Raw genomic sequence first — 16,115 nt, 5'->3', positions numbered from 1 at the left:
GGGCGATGAGCGACTCGGTGCGGGTTGGGGCGGTTGGGGCGGGGTGGGGTGGGCGGTGACTCCGAATGACCTGCGGGAGGTCGGCACCGTTGTGGTGACCTCCGGGTGCATCGTCCTGTGGTTGGCGCTGCTCGTGCGGTTGCCGGGGGCGCGGCATTCGCAGCCGCAGCGGCGGCTGTTGATCGCGGTGGTCGGGTTGGCGGGGTCCGTCACGGCGTACCTCAACCCCATCACCGCCATCCTCAACCGCAACACGATCCTGGGTCACAGCTGCGGCATCATCATGAACATCTGGGGCGTCATCGCCTCGGCGTTCATCCTGGACTTCGTGCTTGCGGCGCTCGCCAGGCGGCGGCCTCTGGCGGTCTACGGTGGCGCGGTCGCCGTGAGCGTCGCGTTGATCCTGCTCGACACCGGCGCCGGGGCCGCAGGCTGCGTCACCTCGATCTCCGTGCCCTGGTACAGCCCGTTCTGGTGGCTGCTGTCGGTGGCGCACGTCGTCGCCGTCCTGCCGTGCGCGGTCCTGTGCGCCCGGTACGCCCGCCTGGCCGAGACGCGGCCGCTGCGGGTGGGGCTCGGGCTGCTGGCCGCCGGGTTCACCTCGTCGACCTTCTTCTGGTCGGTCGTCATCATCGCCTACCTGTTCACCCACAACGCCTGGTTGGGCGCCTTCTTCCCGCTCAACATCGGCATCACCACCTGGCTGATGGTCGCGGGCGTGCTGGTCCCGGTCGTCGCCCGCGGTGTCCGCGCCGTCCGGGAGGCGCGGGACCTGCGGGCGTTGGAGCCGCTGTGGGCGGAGACGACCTCGGCCGTCCCGCACGTGCGGCTGCCCGCCTCCGCGGTGCCGCGCCGCTCGCTGGACTTCCGGCTGTACCGGCGGGTGATCGAGATCCGCGACGCCCTCATGGTGCTGCGCGACCACGTCGACCCGGCCGAGATCGCCGCCGCCCAGGCCCGCGCGCAGGGCGCGGCCGACCCGGCCGAGCGGGAGGCGCTGGCGGTGGCCTACTGGCTGTCGGCGGCCATCGCCGCGCGCGGCGCGGGCACCGAGCCGGTCGACTCGCCGCCGTCGGGCGGGCACACCCCGGCCGACGACGCCGACTGGGCTGGCGAGATCGCCTTCCTGCGGACGCTGGCCCGGCTGCGCGAGTCCGAGCTGGCGGGCGCCGGAGCCCGGGAGGGTGTGCGGTGACCGCGGTCGACCCGGCCGTCCGCCTCGGCTCGATCCAGTCGAGCACCGACGGCTTCACCTTCGGCGTGCTCGACGGCCTCGGCCTGCCGCCCGACGCGCACTGCCTCGACCTCGGCGCGGGCGCGGGCTCGGTGGCCGAGGGCCTGGTCGCACGGTGCCCGCGCGGCCGGGTCGTCGCCGTCGACATCGATGTGTCCCACCTGGCCGACTCGCCCGCGGAGGTCGTCGAGGCCGACATCACCGACCCCGCGTTCGACCCCGGCGCGTTCGACCTCGTGCACGCCCGGTTCGTGCTCTGCCACCTCGCCGCCCGCGACGACGTGCTGGCCAGGGCGGCGGGCTGGCTGCGGCCCGGCGGCTGGCTCGTGGTCACCGACCCGTTCCAGCTGCCCGAGGAGACCGCGGCGTTCCCGGTGGTCGCCCGGATCATGGCCGCCTACCGGAAGCTGCAGACCGGGGCCGATCTGACCTGGGTGCGGGGCGTGCCGTCCCGGATGGGCGCGGCCGGGCTCGCCGACATCGGGTTCGCCGCCCGCCCGGCCTGCATGGGCAACCTGGACCGTGACCGTTGGCGACCGCTGATCGACCAGGCGGCGCCTGCGCTGCTGGCCCGCGGGCTGGTCACCGAGGACGACCTGGCCGAGTTCCGCTCCCGGCTGCTGGAACCGGCCTTCGTGGACATTCCCCAGATCAGCATCGCGGTGTGGGGCCGAAAACCTTGTATCGCCGGGACGCCACAACCTGTTACCGGGTGAGTGCTTTCCGCCCGAAACGGTGGCCCCGTGTGCCGAATAGTGGAATCGCGCTCGCTCCGCGGCCCGCGGTGTGGTCCCCTCAGAGGGGTCAACGCACCGTAACCGGCAGGAGGGCACCATGACGACAACCGAGTCGGTGCCCGGCAGCAGCGATACACCCGAAGACTGGGTCATCGGCGGCCGGGCGCCCACCTGGCCACGTCCCCGCACCCCGGAGGACGACGACTACGAACCCACCATCGTTCGAGGCTTGGACTGACGCTTCCCCCTGGGGCGGCCCGACCGGTCACCCAGGGGAGCCAGGCAGCACGTCCCCCGCGAACAGCCCGTCGGGGTCGACCCGCGCCCGCACCGCCTCGGCGCGCAGGGCGCGCGAGGCGTCGAGGTGCCCCTGCGGCTGCGTCCGGGTGGCGACCATGCTCGGCACGGTCGTGCCCACATCCCAAGGCGACAGCGCCGCCCGCACGACCGCGCTGTGCTCGACGGCGGCCGCCGTGATCGTCGGATCGGCGGCCGAGCCCGTGCCGACGTAGGCGAACTGGGCGTCGATGTGGTCCAGCAGGCCGCCCGCCGGGTCCGGTTCGGCCAGCGCCCCGCCCAGGTGCCGCAGCTCCGCGGCCAGCAGCGGCGAGCCCGAGCCCTCACCGGCCACCCGCAGGAACTCCGTGACGCCGTCGCGTCCGATCTCGTCCAGCAGCAGATGGTCCCCGACGGTGCGGCGCGGACCGGCCGGGTGCTCGTGCGCGAACAGGGCAGCGGCGGGGCCGTCGGCGTGCCAGGTGTCGCGCAGCGGGGCGGCGACGGCGCGCAGCGGGTCGAGCAGGTCGTCGGCGTCGCTGGCCGCGGCCGAGCCGCCGATGACCGCGCCCGCGACGCAGAGCACCGGCCCGGGCGCCCACGCGACCGCGGGACCGGACAGGATCCGCAGCGTCGTGGTCGCCTCGCGGGGGGCGTCGACGGTCCAGTCCCGCCACAGCGGCACCAGCTGGTCGGCGTGCTCAAGCGACCAGTACGCCGCGCCCGTGACCAGGGACGCGAGCGGGAACAGGGCCAGCTCGACGGCGGTCACGATGCCGAACCCGCCCCCGCCGCCGCGCAGCGCGTCGAACAACTCGGGGTCCGACGCCGCGTCCACCCGTCTGCTCGCGCCGTCGGCGGTGACCAGGTCGAACGCCCGCACCGCGTTGGCGGCCACGCCGCGGGCGCGCCCGTGGACGCCGACACCGCCGCGCGTCAGGTAGCCGACCACGCCGACGGACGGGGCGATCGGGTGCACGGCGGCCAGCTGGTGACGGGCAGCCGTGGTGACCACCTCGCGCCACACCGCGCCAGCGGGCACCCGGGCCACGAGGTTCTCGGCGTCGACGGTGACCGGCTCGGCGAGATCGGTGCGGATCAGCAGCGCGCCCGCCATGGGCAGCTGGGTGGCCGCGGCGTGGCCGGTGGTGTGGACGCGGACCGACATGCCGTTCGCCCTGGCGAACCGGATCGCGGCCTCGGCCTCCCTGGCCGACCGGACGGTCACCGCCGCGGCGGGCTCCGCCGGGGCGGCCAGGTTCGCGGTCCGGACGGCATCGGCGAACACGGCGTCGCCGGGACGGCCCGGTCCGCCGTCGAGCGTGGTCATCGATCTCTCCTGTCCGGTTCCGGCCTAGCCTGGTCCGTCCAGCCGATCGCGTCATCCGCGATCGTGCGCTGTTCGGCTTATCGGCAGGATCGCGATAGGAGTCGAACGTGCGTTCGAGGCCGTGGTAGGGTGGGGCCGTCCGGGTTGAACGTCGTCGGGGAAGGGCGGCGTTCGCCGACTCGGGCCACGGCTCGCCTCGGTGGAGGGGACTGGACCACTCTCCACCGAGGCGGGCGCCGTTGCGGATCGCGCGTAAGTTGCCCGTCGGGTTTGTTCGCGGTCTCACTATCTTTGCATTCCTCGGATTGGCTAGGTTCGGGCGTGGTGATTCCGCGCCGGTTCGACGCGGGAGCGGCGCTGCCGCATTCCCGGTGGGGCTGCGCGTTTTCCGTTCCCCGGTTCCCGACCCGTGGGTGGTTGCTGTGACCTCATTGGCTGATCCGCCTGCGCCTGTGCTGCCTGCGCGCACCGTGGTCCGATTGCTGGCCCGGCGCGTGCATTTCGTCGCGGGCCTGCTTATCGCTCCCTTTCTTTTTGTGCTGGCCGTGAGCGGTGGCGTTTATGCGTTCAGTCCGCAGATCAATGACCTGGTGTACGCCGAGGAGTTGTACGTCGACGAGGTGGGGGAGACGCCCCGGCCGCTCGACGACCAGGTGCGGGCGGCGATGAGCGCACGCTCCGGGGATGTCACCTCGGTGATAGTCGCCGATGACCCGGAACGGACCACTCAGATGGTGTTGGACGACGGAACCACCGTCTACGTCAATCCCTACACCGGCGGTGTGCAGGGCGAGTTGGCGACGGTCAACGGGCGGCCGCCGGTGCAGGTGTGGCTGCGGGAGTTCCACGGCAACCTCACCCTCGGCGAGGCGGGCAGGCTGTATTCCGAGTTCGTCGCGAGCTGGCTGCCCGTGCTGGTGGTCGGCGGCGTGATCCTGTGGATGGGGCAGCGCGGCCGCGGTCGGGGACGGGCGCGGTTGCGGGGTCTGCACGCGACAATCGGGATCTGGGCGGCGGTGGGGCTGCTCGCGATCAGCGTCACCGGGCTGACCTGGTCGACGTTCGCCGGGGACCGGGTCGACCAGGTCATCGATGCCCTGGACAGCCGAGCGCCGACCTTGACCGCGCCCGCCGTCACCGCCGGGATCGACCGGATCGATCTCGACCAGGCCGTCGCCGTGGCCAGGGCGGACGGATTGGCGGGGGAGCTGACCGTCAGCCTGCCCGCCGGTCCCGACCGGCCGCTCAAGGTCGCCGAGAGCTCGCCCGGGCCGCAGGTGGATACCATCGCCATCGACCCCGGCAGCGGCGACGTGACCGGACGGGTCGGCTGGGACGACTACCCCCTCCTCGCCAAGCTGACGACGCTCGGCATCGACGCGCACAGCGGGACGCTGTTCGGGTTGGCCAACCAGATCCTGCTCGCCCTCCTGGCCGCCGCCGCGGTGGCGCTGCTCGTGCTGGGCTACCGGATGTGGTGGCGGCGCAGGCCCGCCCCGGTCCCGGTGCCGGTCTGGTCGCAGGCGTCGTGGCCGACGGTGTTCGCCCTGGTCGGCGTGGCGGTGGTGCTCGCGTGGGCGATGCCGGTGTTCGGGGCGAGCCTGCTGGCCTTCGTGCTGCTCGACCCGCTCGTCAGGCGCGTGCGGCGCGGAAGCGCTGCTGGTGCCCGCTGAGCGAGCTGGTGGCGTCCGGTTGCGCGACCTCGTCGACGCTGATCGATAGGCGCTCGACCAGCTCGCCGCCGAGCCAGCCGCCGACGCCCAGCAGGAGCGCGCCGAGCCAGGAGACGATGACGGCCGTCCAGCCCGGCGCCCACCCGGGCTCGCCGAGGCGCAGGACCCAGCTGAGCGCGAACAGCGCCAACACCAGCGAGTTGATCGCGCCATGCACGAGGCCGACGCGGCGGGCACGGGTGCCCTTCGGCACGCTCAGCGCCCAGTCCGCCCATCCGGTCAGGCCCGCCACCAGCCCGCCGAGCACGCCTGCGGCCATCGTGTACGCCGCGGCGATCGCCCAGTCGGAGCCGCCGGTGATCCGCTGCAACAGGTCGAACACGGCCGCCGTGACCAGCAGCCCCAGCGGGAACACCATCAGCATGGGATGCACGGCGTGACCGGCAGCCCGCACGCGACTACGCACGACCAAACTCCTCATCGTCGGACCCCTGGCGCGCACCGGCTACCCATCCCACCCGCAGCCCAATCCCGAGCCCGCGCCTCGGTCGCCGAGCGTCGCCGCCGGATCGGCCGGGCAGCGGACGATCTCGGCGGGCGGCCTGCCCGTCCGCTGGATCGGGCCTGCGAGGCGAGGGACTGACGCGGTGACCGGGAGTGGTCCGCGCTGGTGTGGCGGGCGCGTTCCCGGCCTACCCGGCGTCCTGGCGGGCAGGCTGGGTGAGATCTCGGACGTAGCGGTGGGCCGGGACGACGAAGCCGCCGGGCGCGTGGTGGTCGAACGGGCCGGTGTCGGTCCAGCCCTGGCGCTCGTAGAAGCGGCGGGCCGGGGTGTTGCCCGCGACCACGGCGAGCCACGCCTGCCGATGGTCCTCGGCGCGCACCGCGTCCTCGGCGGCGGCGAGGAGCGGTCCGGCCACGCCCCGGCCGCGGTGCTCCGCGGCGACGTAGACCTGCTCGACCTCGTCGCCGACGACCATGACGAACCCGGCGACCTCGCCCGCGACCTCGGCGACCAGGGTCCGCGCGTCATCGTCGTCGCCGCGGGCGCGGCGCTCGGCGCGGTCGGTGAAGCCAGCCTCGATGCGGGCCTCGGCGAGCGCGTCGGGCACGTTGCCCAGGTGGGCGTCCAGCCAGCCCAGGCGCCAGATCTCGGCGATCGCGGCGGCGTCGGCGGGTTCGGCGGGTCGGATGCGCATGCGGCCAGGTTAGCCACGCACCGTCCGTAAGCTGGCAGCATGCGCACACGGCCCACGCTGAGCTGGACCGCGACCGGTGCGCCCCTACCGCGCACCACCAGCGTGGACGAGGTCGTGCGCGTGCTGGCCGATCGCGACGTGGTGGTGCTGAGCGGGGCGGGGCTGTCCACCGAGTCGGGCATCCCGGACTACCGCGGCCCGTCCGGCAGCCTGCGGAAGCACACGCCGATGACCTACCAGGAGTTCGTGGGCAGCGTCGAGGGCAGGCGGCGGTACTGGGCGCGCAGCCACGTCGGCTGGCGCGCCATCGCCAGGGCCCGGCCGAACTCCGGGCACCACGCCGTCGCCGCGCTGCGCGCGGGCGGATACCTGTCGGGCGTCATCACGCAGAACGTGGACGGGCTCCACCAGGCCGCGGGCGTCCCGGACGTGGTCGAACTCCACGGCGGGCTGGACCGGGTGGTCTGCCTGGGCTGCCGCAGGCTCAGCCCCCGCGAGGAGTTGGACGCCCGGCTGCGGGCGGCCAACCCCGGGTTCGCCGCCGTCAGCGACGACATCAACCCCGACGGCGACGTCGACCTGCCCGATGACGTGGTGCGCGGGTTCCAGCTCGTCGACTGCGCCGACTGCGGGTCGGTGCTCAAGCCGGACGTGGTGTTCTTCGGCGAGAACGTGCCGGTCCCGCGCGTCGAGCAGTGCTACCGGCTGGTGGACGAGGCGCGCGCCCTGCTGGTGCTGGGCTCGTCGCTGACCGTCATGTCCGGGCTGCGCTTCGTCCGCCACGCGGCCAACGCGGGCAAGCCCGTCCTGATCGTGACCCGCGGGGAGACCCGCGGTGACGGCTACGCCGCCGTCCGCGTCGACCTGCCCCTCGGCACGGCCCTCGCGGACGTCACGGCGATCCTCGGCACCCTTCCCAGGAGCAGTGAATGATCTTCATCGTGGTCAAGTTCCCGGTCAAGCCCGAGCACGTCGACAGCTGGCTGGACAAGGTGCGCCCGTTCACCGAGGCCACCCGCGCCGAACCGGGCAACCTCTGGTTCGAGTGGTCCCGCAGCGTGGAGGACCCCAACACCTTCGTGCTGGTCGAGGCGTTCGAGGACGGGGCGGGGGAGGCGCACGTGAACTCCGCGCACTTCGCCGAGGGCCTGGCGGTCATGCGCGAGCTGGTCGCCCGCACCCCCGACATCGTGAGCACGACCATCGAGGGCGCCACCGGCTGGTCGAAGATGGGCGAGATTACCGTCGACTAGCGGTCGCCCAGGAACGCGAGGACCTCGGCGGCCACCTGCTCGGGCGCCTCCTCGGCCATGTGGTGGCCGCTGTCGATGGTGGCGGTGCGCAGGTCCGTGGCCCAGCCGCGCCAGATGTCGTCGAGGTCCGGGTAGAGCTCGCGCAGGTCGTCGTGTCGGGAGTCGAGCAGCAGCAGCGGGCAGGCCACGCGCCTGCCCGCCGCGCGGTCGGCCCGCTCGTGCTCGCGGTCCGGGCCGAGCCCCGCGCGGTAGTCGGCCAGCATCGCGCGCACGGTCCCGGGGTCGTGGATGGCCTCCTGGTAGTCCCGCCACGCCTCGGCGCCCATCCGCTCCGGGTCCCCGCCGTACCAGGCGGCCGGGTCGGCGAGGATCGCCCGCTCCGGCTTGTCCGGCTGGGCGAAGAAGAACCAGTGCCACCAGCGCCGGGCGAACTCGTCGGTGCAGCGGTCGAGGTGTTCGCTGATGGGCAGGCAGTCCCCGAGGACCAGCCGGTCGACGGCGTCCGGGTGGTCGAGGGCGAGCCGCAGCGCCACGTAGCTGCCGCGGTCGTGGCCGAAGACGGCGAAGCGGTCATGGCCCAGGGACCGCATCAGCGCCAGGCAGTCGCCCGCCATCGCCCGTTTCGTGTGGTTCTCCGGGATCGGGGCGGGCGTGGTCGAGCGACCGTAACCGCGCAGGTCCGGGCAGACGACCGTGTGGTCACCCGCCAGCAGCGGCGCGACCCGGTGCCAGGTCGCGTGGGTGCGCGGGTGGCCGTGCAGCAGCAGGACCGGCGACCCCCGGCCCCCGTGCCGCACCCGCAGGCGCACCGCGCCGACCTCGATCTCGGTGAGCCGGAATCCCTCGAACACACCCCCTCTGTACCCACCGCGCGGGTGGTTTCCCCGCCTGATCCCTCGGGTACCGCCCGAGGTGACCGCACACCAGAGAGGGCTGGAGTGACGATGGCTGCCTCGACCACCCGGGACCACCTGCGGGACTGCCTCGACCAGATCGACTTCCCGGCGACCAAGGACGACCTGCTCGACGCGGCCGTGCGCCGGGGCGACAGCACCGCGGTCCAGGCGCTGCGCGCCATCCCGCCGGTCGACTACGCGAACCTGACCGAGGTCTTCCGGGCCGCCGCGCCCGACGACCTCGACCGGTGAGGGAGGCCGACATGCCCGATCCCGGAAGCCACCGCTACGACATCAGGCGCACCCGGCTGCGCGGGGAACTCGACGACCACGGCGTCCCCGACCAGAACGCCGACGACGCCGCCAACGAGCTGCTGCAGCGCGAGCACCCGCCGCGGCCGGTGGGCGAACGGGCGGGCGGCCCGCTGGGCGGAGGCGGCGGCGTCGAGGCCGACGGCGGCCTGCGGCTGCGCAGCAGCGCGTTCAGCGGCCACACCATGATCCCCGACCGCTGCTCGCACCGGGGCGGCAACAGCTCGCCGCCGCTGGAGCGGGACGCCGTCCCGCCCGGCACCGAGGAGATCGCCCTGCTGTGCGAGGACCCGGACGCCCCCGGCGGGACCTTCCACCACTGGGTCGTGTCGGGCATCCCGGCCGAGGTCACCGCGCTCGACGAGAACGCCGTCCCCGCCCAGGCCACGCCCGGCCGCAACGACTTCGGCGAGACGGGCTGGGGCGGGCCGGAGCCGCCGGTCGGCGACGAGCCGCACCGGTACCTGTTCCGGGTGTTCGCCGTCGACACGCCGCTGCGCCTCGGCGCCGACGCGACCGCGGACGACCTCAGGAACGCCGTGGACGGCCATGTGCTGGCCCACGGCACGCTCGTCGGCCTGTTCGGCCGCTGATCAGCGCGGACGCCACCGCTTCCACAGCGCGCTCGCCTGCGCGCGGGGCTTGTCGTCCCACCAGAGCGCGACGTCGACGCTGATCTCGGCCTCGGAGGCCGCGCTCACCTCGGCCCGCAGCTCGACGGACTCGGTCAGCGGGGACGGCCGCAGGTAGCGCACGTCCAGCCCGGCGGTGACATAGGGCAGCGCGGCGCCGCCGAGCGCCGCCCAGCCCTGCTTCTCCGCCTCGACCATCATCGCCGCGGCGCTGTGGCAGTCCAGGACCGTGCAGATGATGCCGCCGTTGAGGAAGCCGAGGCCGTTGTCGTGCTCAGCCCAGGGGGTGAAGGTGGCGGTGACCGTGCCGTCCGCGCCCTGGTAGCTGCGCAGGCGCAGGCCCTTGGGGTTGCCGTGGCCGCAGCCGAAGCACGGCAGGGACGGGTACAGGCGTTCCTGGATGCTGGTCACCGGCGCACCCTATGCGACCCGGTCAGTGGGTCACCTTGAGCCCCACGACCCCCGCGACGATCAGCACCAGGCACAGGACGCGGACCGTGGTCGCCGGTTCGCCGAGGGAGAGCATGCCGAACACGGCCGTGCCGACCGCCCCGATGCCGACCCACACCGCGTACGCCGTGCCGACCGGGATGGAGCGCATCGCGTACGCCAGCCCGGCCATGCTGACCAGCAGCGCCACGCCGAACACCAGCGACGGCGCCAGCCGTGTGAAGCCCGCGCTCTTGCCCAGCGCGATGGCCCAGACGGTCTCGAACAGCCCGGAGACGACGAGAACGATCCAGTTCATGGTGCCCCGAGCCTAGGCGGGCCCGCCGCGCGCGGCCCACCGGACGGACGACGTTCACCGGTCCGGTCGCCGGGTACCCGAGATCGACACCCCCGGACCCGGAAAGGACCGCCCCGTGCTCCTCGCCCCGCTCACCGAAAGCCGCTCCCGGCACCTCGACGCCTACCTCGACGGCGCCGCCCGCGAGTTGTTCGCCCACGACGAGCGCCTGCGCGGCCTCGACCTGCGCGTCGAGTTCCGCGGCGGCGTCGCCCACCTCGCGGGCGCGGTCGACGACCCGGGACGGCTGCGGACCGCCCGCGACCTCATCGGGCGGCTGGACGGCGTCTTCGCGGTGTGGGACCGCGTGCGCGTCGCCGGGCGCGAGCCGGTCGCCATCGACATCGGCTGCGGCGGCACGAAGCAGTACCCGGGCAACATCGGCGTCGACCTGCGGCAGGCCGACGGCGTCGACGTGGTCGCCGACCTGCGGGCGGGCCTGCCCTTCCCGGACGCCAGCGCCGACCGGGTCTTTGCGGTGCACATCCTGGAGCACCTGGTGGACTTCCTGCCCCTGGTCGACGAGTGCCACCGCGTCCTGCGGCCCGGCGGCATCCTGCACGTGCTCTCCCCGTGGTGGCGCTTCGTCAACGCCGTCGCCGACCCCACCCACGTCCGCCTGCTCGACGTGCAGACCATGAAGGGCATCTGCGAGCGGGCCGACACCGACCGCCGCTGGCACCCGCTGCACGCCGGGTGCGACGGCGCGAGCGTCTTCGCCGACCTGATGCGGGTGGACGCCGACGCGCCCGCGCCGAGCCGCGAGCACCTCGCCCGGTTCTTCGACTAGACCGGCCGTAAGCCGACCTGAAGCCGATCGTAAGTTGGGCCCGGCACTGTGGTGACACCACACCACGGCACACCACGGAGGTCGGTCCCGATGAGGAAGATCATCGCATCCTTCAACATGTCGCTCGACGGCGTTGTCGACCACATGGAGGAGTGGCACTTCCAGTACTTCGACGACGACTCGGCCGAGTTCGCCCGCAACCAGCTGTTCTCCAGCGACGCGCTGCTGATGGGCCGCCGCACCTACGAGGGCTTCGCCGCGAGCTGGCCGAACATGGAGGAGCAGACCGGCGACTTCGGCGTCCGGATGAACACCCTCCCGCACTACGTCGTCTCGTCCACCCTGGAGAAGGCCGACTGGGGCGACACCACGGTCATCACCGGCGACGTCGTCGCCGAGGTCGCCAAGCTCAAGGAGCAGCCCGGCCAGGACATCCTGATGTACGGCTACGGCCCGCTCGCCCACGAGCTGCTGCGCAACGGCGTGCTCGACGAGATCCGGGTCTGGCTGCACCCGATCCTGGCCGGGCACAGCACCCCGGAGAGCCTGCTGTTCCGCGACGGCAACAAGGTCCCGCTCGAACTGGCCGAGACCCACCGGCTGGGCTCCGGCGTGATCATCCTGTGCTACCGCCCGGCGGCCGCCGAGGGCTGAGGGCCCAGCGTGGCCCGCAGCTCGGCGAGTCCGGTCTCGCCGCCGACGGCGAACTCGGCGGCGAACCGGTCATCGCCCAGCGCGGCCCGCGTGGCGGCGCCGATGCGGTTGACCTCGTCGCGTTCCTCCGGCGGCTGCGGCAGCCCGAGGGACCGGCGGCGGGCGTCGGCGGCGCCGAGCAGCCGCGCGGCCTCGACCGGGCGTCCGGCCAGCGTCAACGCTCCTGCCAGGCCCTCGGCGGCGTACGCGTCGCCTCGGGTGTCGCCCATCCGCTCGGCGACGTCGAAGGCCTCCAGGTGCAGCGCGATGGCCTCCTCGGCGTCCCCCCGGGCCTCGGCGACGAAGCCCAGGTCGACCAGGACCATCGACAGGTACGGCGGGTGCGCGCCGTCGTCCTGGCGCTTGGCGGTCTCCACCAGGTTGCGCAGGTGGGTCTCGGCGATGTCCAGCTTGCCCGCCCGGCGCGCGGCGAAGCCCAGGCCCAGCTCGGCGAAGACCAGGTTCGCGTGCGAGTTCTGCTCGGCGGCCAGGCGCATCGCCTGCTCGCACAGCTCCCGCGCCTGGTCGTGGTCGCCCAGCTGGAGCGCCAGCCAGCCCAGCCAGCCGAGCCTGCCCGCCACATCCGGCCACAGCTCCAGCTCCTCGGCCATCCGCAGCCCCTCGCGGTGCAGCCGGATCGCGCGCTCGTGGTCGCCGGTCATCTCGGCGAGCGCGGCGACCCACTCGGTCGCCTGGAGCACGCCCCAGCGGTCGCCGAGGGCCTGGAACAGCTCGGCGGCGCGCTCGGCGTCGGCCTCCAGCGCGGCGACGTCGGTCCGGGCGTGGGCCATCGTCGCCCGGGTGGTCAGCACCGCGGCGATGCCCCAGCGGTCGCCGATCCGCTCGAACACGGCCAGCGCGTCGGCGAGCAGCCGGTCGGTGCCCGCGGTGTCGACCAGGCCGTTCTCGGCGTAGGCCAGGATCCACCGGGCCCGCGCCGACGCGCTCTCGTCGGTGATGGCGTCGACCGCGTCGATCGCTGCCTGCCTGCGGGTGCTCCAGCCCGCGGACTCACCCTGCATCACCTCGACGGCGGCGTGCCAGGCGAGCGCGCGGGCGCGCTGGTCGTCCGGTCCGGGTCCGGCGATGGCCGCTGCCAGCGCGCGCCGGGCCTGGGGCAGCCTGCCGCGCAGGAACCAGTACCAGGTCAGCGCGTTGACCAGACGCAGGGTGTCGGCGCCGTGGGCGATCGCGTCGTGGAGGTTGCCGGACTCCGCGTCCAGCCTGCGCAGCCAGCGGGACTGCTCGGGTCCGCGCAGGAACGGCTCGGCGCGCACGGCCAGATCGGTGTAGTACGCCGCGTGGCGGGCGCGGACCTCGTCGAACTCCCCCGCGTCGCGCAGGCGGTCGGCGCAGTAGGCCGCGACGGTCTCCAGCAGCCGGAACCGCGGGCCGTCCTGCTGGTCGGCCAGCACCACCAGCGACCGGTCCACCAGCCGGGTCAGCAGGTCGACCACCTCGACGGCGGACACGTCGTCCCCGGCGCAGGTCGCCTCGGCCGCCTCGACCGTGCAGCCGCCGTTGTGCACGGCGAGCCTGCGCAGCACGGCCTGCTCGGCGGGGCTCAGCAGCTCCCAGCTCCAGTCGATCACCGCGGCGAGCGTCCGCTGCCGTGCGGGCGCGCCCCGCGCGCCCGCCGTCAGCAGCCGGAACCGGTCGTCCAGCCGCTCGACCAAGCCGTGCACGCCGAGCGTGCGGACGCGGGTCGCGGCCAGCTCCAGCGCCAGCGGGATGCCGTCGAGCCGGGCGCACAGCTGGGCCACGGCGTCGCGGTTGCCCGCGTCGACGGCGAACCCGCGCGCCGCGGCCGCCGCCCTGGCGGCGAACAGCCGGACCGCGCCGGAGCGGGTCGGGTCGTCGTCGCCGGGGCCGGGCACGTCCAGCGGCGGGACGTCCCACACGACCTCGCCGGGCACGCCCAGCGGCTCCCGGCTGGTGGCCAGCACGCGCACTCCGGGGGCCGCGCGCAGCAGGCCCTCCGCCAGCGCGGCGGCCGACTCGACCAGGTGCTCGCAGTTGTCCAGGACGAGCAGGGTGTGCCGGGCGTGCAGCGCGGCGGCCAGCTTCTCGGCGGCGGGGGCGGGGTCGCTGTCGCGGATGCCCAGCACGGCCAGCACCTCGTCGGCGACGGCGTCGGCGTCGACCGGGGCCAGCTCGACGAGCCAGACGCCGTCCGCGGTCTCGTCCACCAGGCGCGCGGCCGTCTCCAGCGCGAGCCGGGTCTTGCCCACGCCGCCCGGTCCGGTGAGCGTCACCAGCCGGGCGCCGCCCAGCAGCGCCCGCACCTCCGTCACCGCCGCGTCGCGGCCGATCAGCTCGGTCAGCGGGGCGGTGAGGTTGGTGCGCGGCCTGCGGGTGGCGCGCTCGGGTTCGAGGGCGCTGTCCTGCTCCAGGATCGCCTGCTGCAGCGCGACCAGCTCAGGGCCGGGCTCCAGGCCCATCTCCTCGTCGAGCCTGCGGCGCAGGTCGGCGAAGCTGTCCAGGGCCTCGCTCTGCCTGCCCGCCTGGTAGAGGGCGCGCATGTGGACGGCGCGAAGCCGCTCGCGCAGCGGATAGCGGGCAACGAGGTCGCCCAGCTCGCCCGCCAGGAGGCTGTGCTCGCCGAGTTCCAGCCGCGCCTCGGCGTGCAGCTCGATGACCGCGAGGCGCTGCTCCTCCAGCCGCGCGATCGCGGTCCTGGCGAACTCGTCGTCGGCGAAGTCGGCCAGCGCGTTCCCGCGCCACAGCGCGAGCGCGTCGGCCAGCAGCCCGGCCCTGGTCCGCGCGTCGGGCGCCTGCTCGGCCCGGGCGGCCAGCGCGGCGAAGCGCCAGGCGTCGACAGCGTCCGGCTCGGCGGCGAGCAGGTACCCGGGCGGGCGGGAGACGATCAGGTCCCGGCCGCCGGGCTCGGCGTCGGACAGGGCCTTGCGCAGCTGGGACACCCGCACCTGCAGCGCGCCCGCCGGGTTGGCCGGGACGTCGGCGCCCCAGAGGTCCTCGACCAGGCGGTCGGTGGAGACCGGACGGCCATCGTGGACGATCAGGTCGGCCAGCACCGCCCGGACCTTCAGGCCGGGGACCGTCACCGGTTCCCCAGCGCTGGTCCAGACCGCCAACGGTCCCAGCACGCCGAATCGCATGCCGCACAACTTACCTATCTGAAGCCGACGGTAAGCGGGCCTTAAGCGCGGCCGAGCAGTGTTCGTGGTGTCCGGAACGAACGGAAGGAACCCCACGATGAACGCCTACGCCCCGGTGAACGGTCTGCGGATGTACTACGAGATCCACGGCTCCGGTGACCCCGTCGTCCTGCTGCACGGCGCGCTGTCGGGCATCGAGACGTCCTTCGGCGCCCTGCTGCCGCTGCTCGCCAAGAACCGCCAGGTCATCGCCGTGGAGTTCCAGGGCCACGGCCGCACCGCCGACGTCGACCGGCCGCTGACCTACCCGCAGCTGGCCGACGACGTCGCCGCGCTGCTGCGCCACATCGGCGTCGACCGCGCCGACGTGCTCGGCTACAGCATGGGTGGCGGGATCGCGCTGGAGCTGGCCATGCGGCACCCGGACGCGGTGCGCAAGCTGGTGCTCGCGTCGGTCACCTACACCGTCGACGGCTGCCACCCCGGGCTGTTCGAGGGGATGGCCGAGCTGACCCCGGACATGCTGGTGGGCACGCCGTTCGAGGAGGAGTACCTGCGCCTCGCGCCGGACCCGCAGGCGTTCCCGGCGCTGGTGGAGAAGGTGAAGGGGTTCGACCTGTCCTGGCGCGGCTGGTCGGAGGAGGCCGTCCGCGCGATCACCGCCCCGACCATGGTCCTCATCGGCGACTCGGACCTGGCCCGGCCCGAGCACGCCGTGGAGATGTTCCGGCTGTTCGGCGGCGGTGTCTTCGGCGACGTCGCGGGCCTGCCGGACGCCCAGCTCGCCGTCCTGCCCGGCACGACCCACGTAGGCATCACCCAGCGCGCGGAGTGGATCGCGCCGATGGTGGACGAGTTCCTGGACCGGTGACCCGACGACCACGGCGGCCCGGAGGGTTCCGGGCCGCCGTCGTGCGTGAACGGTCAGACGACCTCGGCGGCCTCGTCGTCGTCGGCGTCGTCGTCGAGGGTCCACTTGAGCTGGAACTCGATCTCCTCCTCGGTCTCGCCCCGCTCGTGCTCGATGGAGAACTGGGCGCGGGCGGGCACCCGGATGCGCTCCCCCGCGATCTGGATGCGGAAGGGGGTCTCGGACTCCAGCGCGTCGGCGAGGCGGCGGAGCTTGGCGACGACCTCGGCCGTGGAGTAGACGCGCTCGATGTCACGGGGTGCTGCGGTCACGG

General features: G+C 73.9%; 19 protein-coding genes. 11 read left to right on the top strand and 8 right to left on the bottom strand.

Annotated elements, in window-relative coordinates; translation table 11 throughout:
* Nucleotides 1-55 precede the first annotated feature (55 nt).
* The 3 genes from Actkin_RS18055 (at nt 56) to Actkin_RS18045 (ending at nt 2,209) form a co-directional block, all read left to right on the top strand.
* Entirely contained in the window at nt 56-1,195 is a 1,140-nt protein-coding gene (locus Actkin_RS18055) for an MAB_1171c family putative transporter (protein ID WP_189210702.1), read from the top strand.
* Nucleotides 1,192-1,950, top strand: a complete 759-nt coding sequence (locus tag Actkin_RS18050) for a class I SAM-dependent methyltransferase (RefSeq protein ID WP_258903518.1) — start codon at nt 1,192-1,194, stop codon at nt 1,948-1,950. Before Actkin_RS18055 ends, Actkin_RS18050 begins: the two co-directional genes overlap by 4 nt.
* A gap of 118 nt (nt 1,951-2,068) precedes the next feature.
* Complete coding sequence (locus Actkin_RS18045; protein WP_189210700.1) at nt 2,069-2,209, top strand: hypothetical protein; 141 nt, start codon at nt 2,069-2,071, stop codon at nt 2,207-2,209.
* Between the two features lie 27 nt (nt 2,210-2,236).
* Here Actkin_RS18045 and Actkin_RS18040 read toward each other — a convergent pair whose 3' ends face one another.
* A complete protein-coding gene (locus tag Actkin_RS18040) occupies nt 2,237-3,577 on the bottom strand; it encodes an FAD-binding oxidoreductase (RefSeq protein ID WP_258903517.1) in 1,341 nt (446 codons plus the stop codon).
* Between the two features lie 422 nt (nt 3,578-3,999).
* Here Actkin_RS18040 and Actkin_RS18035 point away from each other — a divergent pair, with 422 nt between their 5' ends.
* Nucleotides 4,000-5,250, top strand: a complete 1,251-nt coding sequence (locus Actkin_RS18035) for a PepSY-associated TM helix domain-containing protein (protein ID WP_258903516.1) — start codon at nt 4,000-4,002, stop codon at nt 5,248-5,250.
* Here Actkin_RS18035 and Actkin_RS18030 read toward each other — a convergent pair.
* Both Actkin_RS18030 and Actkin_RS18025 read right to left on the bottom strand, forming a co-directional pair.
* Nucleotides 5,210-5,716 carry a DUF2231 domain-containing protein gene (locus Actkin_RS18030; RefSeq protein ID WP_189210697.1) on the bottom strand — a complete coding sequence of 169 codons (507 nt, stop codon included), beginning with the start codon at nt 5,714-5,716 and terminating at the stop codon, nt 5,210-5,212. The genes Actkin_RS18035 and Actkin_RS18030 overlap by 41 nt on opposite strands.
* A gap of 226 nt (nt 5,717-5,942) precedes the next feature.
* Entirely contained in the window at nt 5,943-6,449 is a 507-nt protein-coding gene (locus Actkin_RS18025; protein WP_258903515.1) for a GNAT family N-acetyltransferase, read from the bottom strand.
* A 39-nt stretch (nt 6,450-6,488) separates the two neighbouring features.
* Between Actkin_RS18025 and Actkin_RS18020 the strand changes: the two genes are divergently transcribed.
* Nucleotides 6,489-7,382, top strand: a complete 894-nt coding sequence (locus Actkin_RS18020; RefSeq protein ID WP_189210695.1) for an NAD-dependent protein deacetylase — start codon at nt 6,489-6,491, stop codon at nt 7,380-7,382.
* Nucleotides 7,379-7,702, top strand: coding sequence for a putative quinol monooxygenase (locus Actkin_RS18015; protein WP_189210694.1), 324 nt, complete (start codon nt 7,379-7,381; stop codon nt 7,700-7,702). The genes Actkin_RS18020 and Actkin_RS18015 overlap by 4 nt, the downstream gene beginning before the upstream one ends.
* On the opposite strand, the gene Actkin_RS18010 is transcribed toward Actkin_RS18015, so the two are convergent.
* Nucleotides 7,699-8,553: an alpha/beta fold hydrolase gene (locus Actkin_RS18010; protein WP_258903514.1), complete on the bottom strand. Its 855-nt coding sequence runs from the start codon at nt 8,551-8,553 to the stop codon at nt 7,699-7,701. The genes Actkin_RS18015 and Actkin_RS18010 overlap by 4 nt on opposite strands.
* 93 nt (nt 8,554-8,646) lie before the next feature.
* On the opposite strand from Actkin_RS18010, the gene Actkin_RS18005 reads away from it, so the two are divergent.
* Together Actkin_RS18005 and Actkin_RS32630 are read left to right on the top strand one after the other, a co-directional pair.
* Entirely contained in the window at nt 8,647-8,850 is a 204-nt protein-coding gene (locus Actkin_RS18005; protein ID WP_189210692.1) for a DUF2795 domain-containing protein, read from the top strand.
* An 11-nt stretch (nt 8,851-8,861) separates the two neighbouring features.
* Nucleotides 8,862-9,503, top strand: coding sequence for a YbhB/YbcL family Raf kinase inhibitor-like protein (locus tag Actkin_RS32630; protein ID WP_309569071.1), 642 nt, complete (start codon nt 8,862-8,864; stop codon nt 9,501-9,503).
* On the opposite strand, the gene Actkin_RS17995 is transcribed toward Actkin_RS32630, so the two are convergent.
* Nucleotides 9,504-9,953, bottom strand: coding sequence for a PaaI family thioesterase (locus Actkin_RS17995; RefSeq protein WP_258903513.1), 450 nt, complete (start codon nt 9,951-9,953; stop codon nt 9,504-9,506).
* Nucleotides 9,954-9,975: 22 nt separating this feature from the next.
* On the bottom strand, nt 9,976-10,290 hold the full coding sequence (sugE, locus tag Actkin_RS17990; RefSeq protein ID WP_189210689.1) for a quaternary ammonium compound efflux SMR transporter SugE: 315 nt from the start codon (nt 10,288-10,290) through the stop codon (nt 9,976-9,978).
* A gap of 115 nt (nt 10,291-10,405) precedes the next feature.
* Between sugE and Actkin_RS17985 the strand changes: the two genes are divergently transcribed.
* On the top strand, nt 10,406-11,119 hold the full coding sequence (locus tag Actkin_RS17985; protein ID WP_189210688.1) for a methyltransferase domain-containing protein: 714 nt from the start codon (nt 10,406-10,408) through the stop codon (nt 11,117-11,119).
* A 90-nt stretch (nt 11,120-11,209) separates the two neighbouring features.
* Nucleotides 11,210-11,773 (top strand): dihydrofolate reductase family protein, encoded by a 564-nt coding sequence (locus Actkin_RS17980; RefSeq protein WP_189210687.1) that lies wholly within the window; start codon nt 11,210-11,212, stop codon nt 11,771-11,773.
* Here Actkin_RS17980 and Actkin_RS17975 read toward each other — a convergent pair.
* Nucleotides 11,746-14,931, bottom strand: coding sequence for an AfsR/SARP family transcriptional regulator (locus Actkin_RS17975; RefSeq protein WP_258903512.1), 3,186 nt, complete (start codon nt 14,929-14,931; stop codon nt 11,746-11,748). The two genes, Actkin_RS17980 and Actkin_RS17975, sit on opposite strands and share 28 nt — an antisense overlap.
* A gap of 97 nt (nt 14,932-15,028) precedes the next feature.
* On the opposite strand from Actkin_RS17975, the gene Actkin_RS17970 reads away from it, so the two are divergent.
* Entirely contained in the window at nt 15,029-15,802 is a 774-nt protein-coding gene (locus Actkin_RS17970) for an alpha/beta fold hydrolase (RefSeq protein ID WP_258903511.1), read from the top strand.
* A 53-nt stretch (nt 15,803-15,855) separates the two neighbouring features.
* Here the strand turns inward: Actkin_RS17970 and Actkin_RS17965 are convergent, their stop codons facing one another.
* Nucleotides 15,856-16,113 (bottom strand): amphi-Trp domain-containing protein, encoded by a 258-nt coding sequence (locus Actkin_RS17965; RefSeq protein ID WP_258903510.1) that lies wholly within the window; start codon nt 16,111-16,113, stop codon nt 15,856-15,858.
* Between the last annotated feature and the right edge of the window lie 2 nt (nt 16,114-16,115).

This window comes from Actinokineospora sp. UTMC 2448 (genome assembly GCF_024760565.1).
GTDB classification, from domain to species: domain Bacteria; phylum Actinomycetota; class Actinomycetes; order Mycobacteriales; family Pseudonocardiaceae; genus Actinokineospora; species Actinokineospora fastidiosa.
Note: the sequence above shows the minus strand (reverse complement) of the source record. Positions and strands in the feature narration are given on the sequence as shown.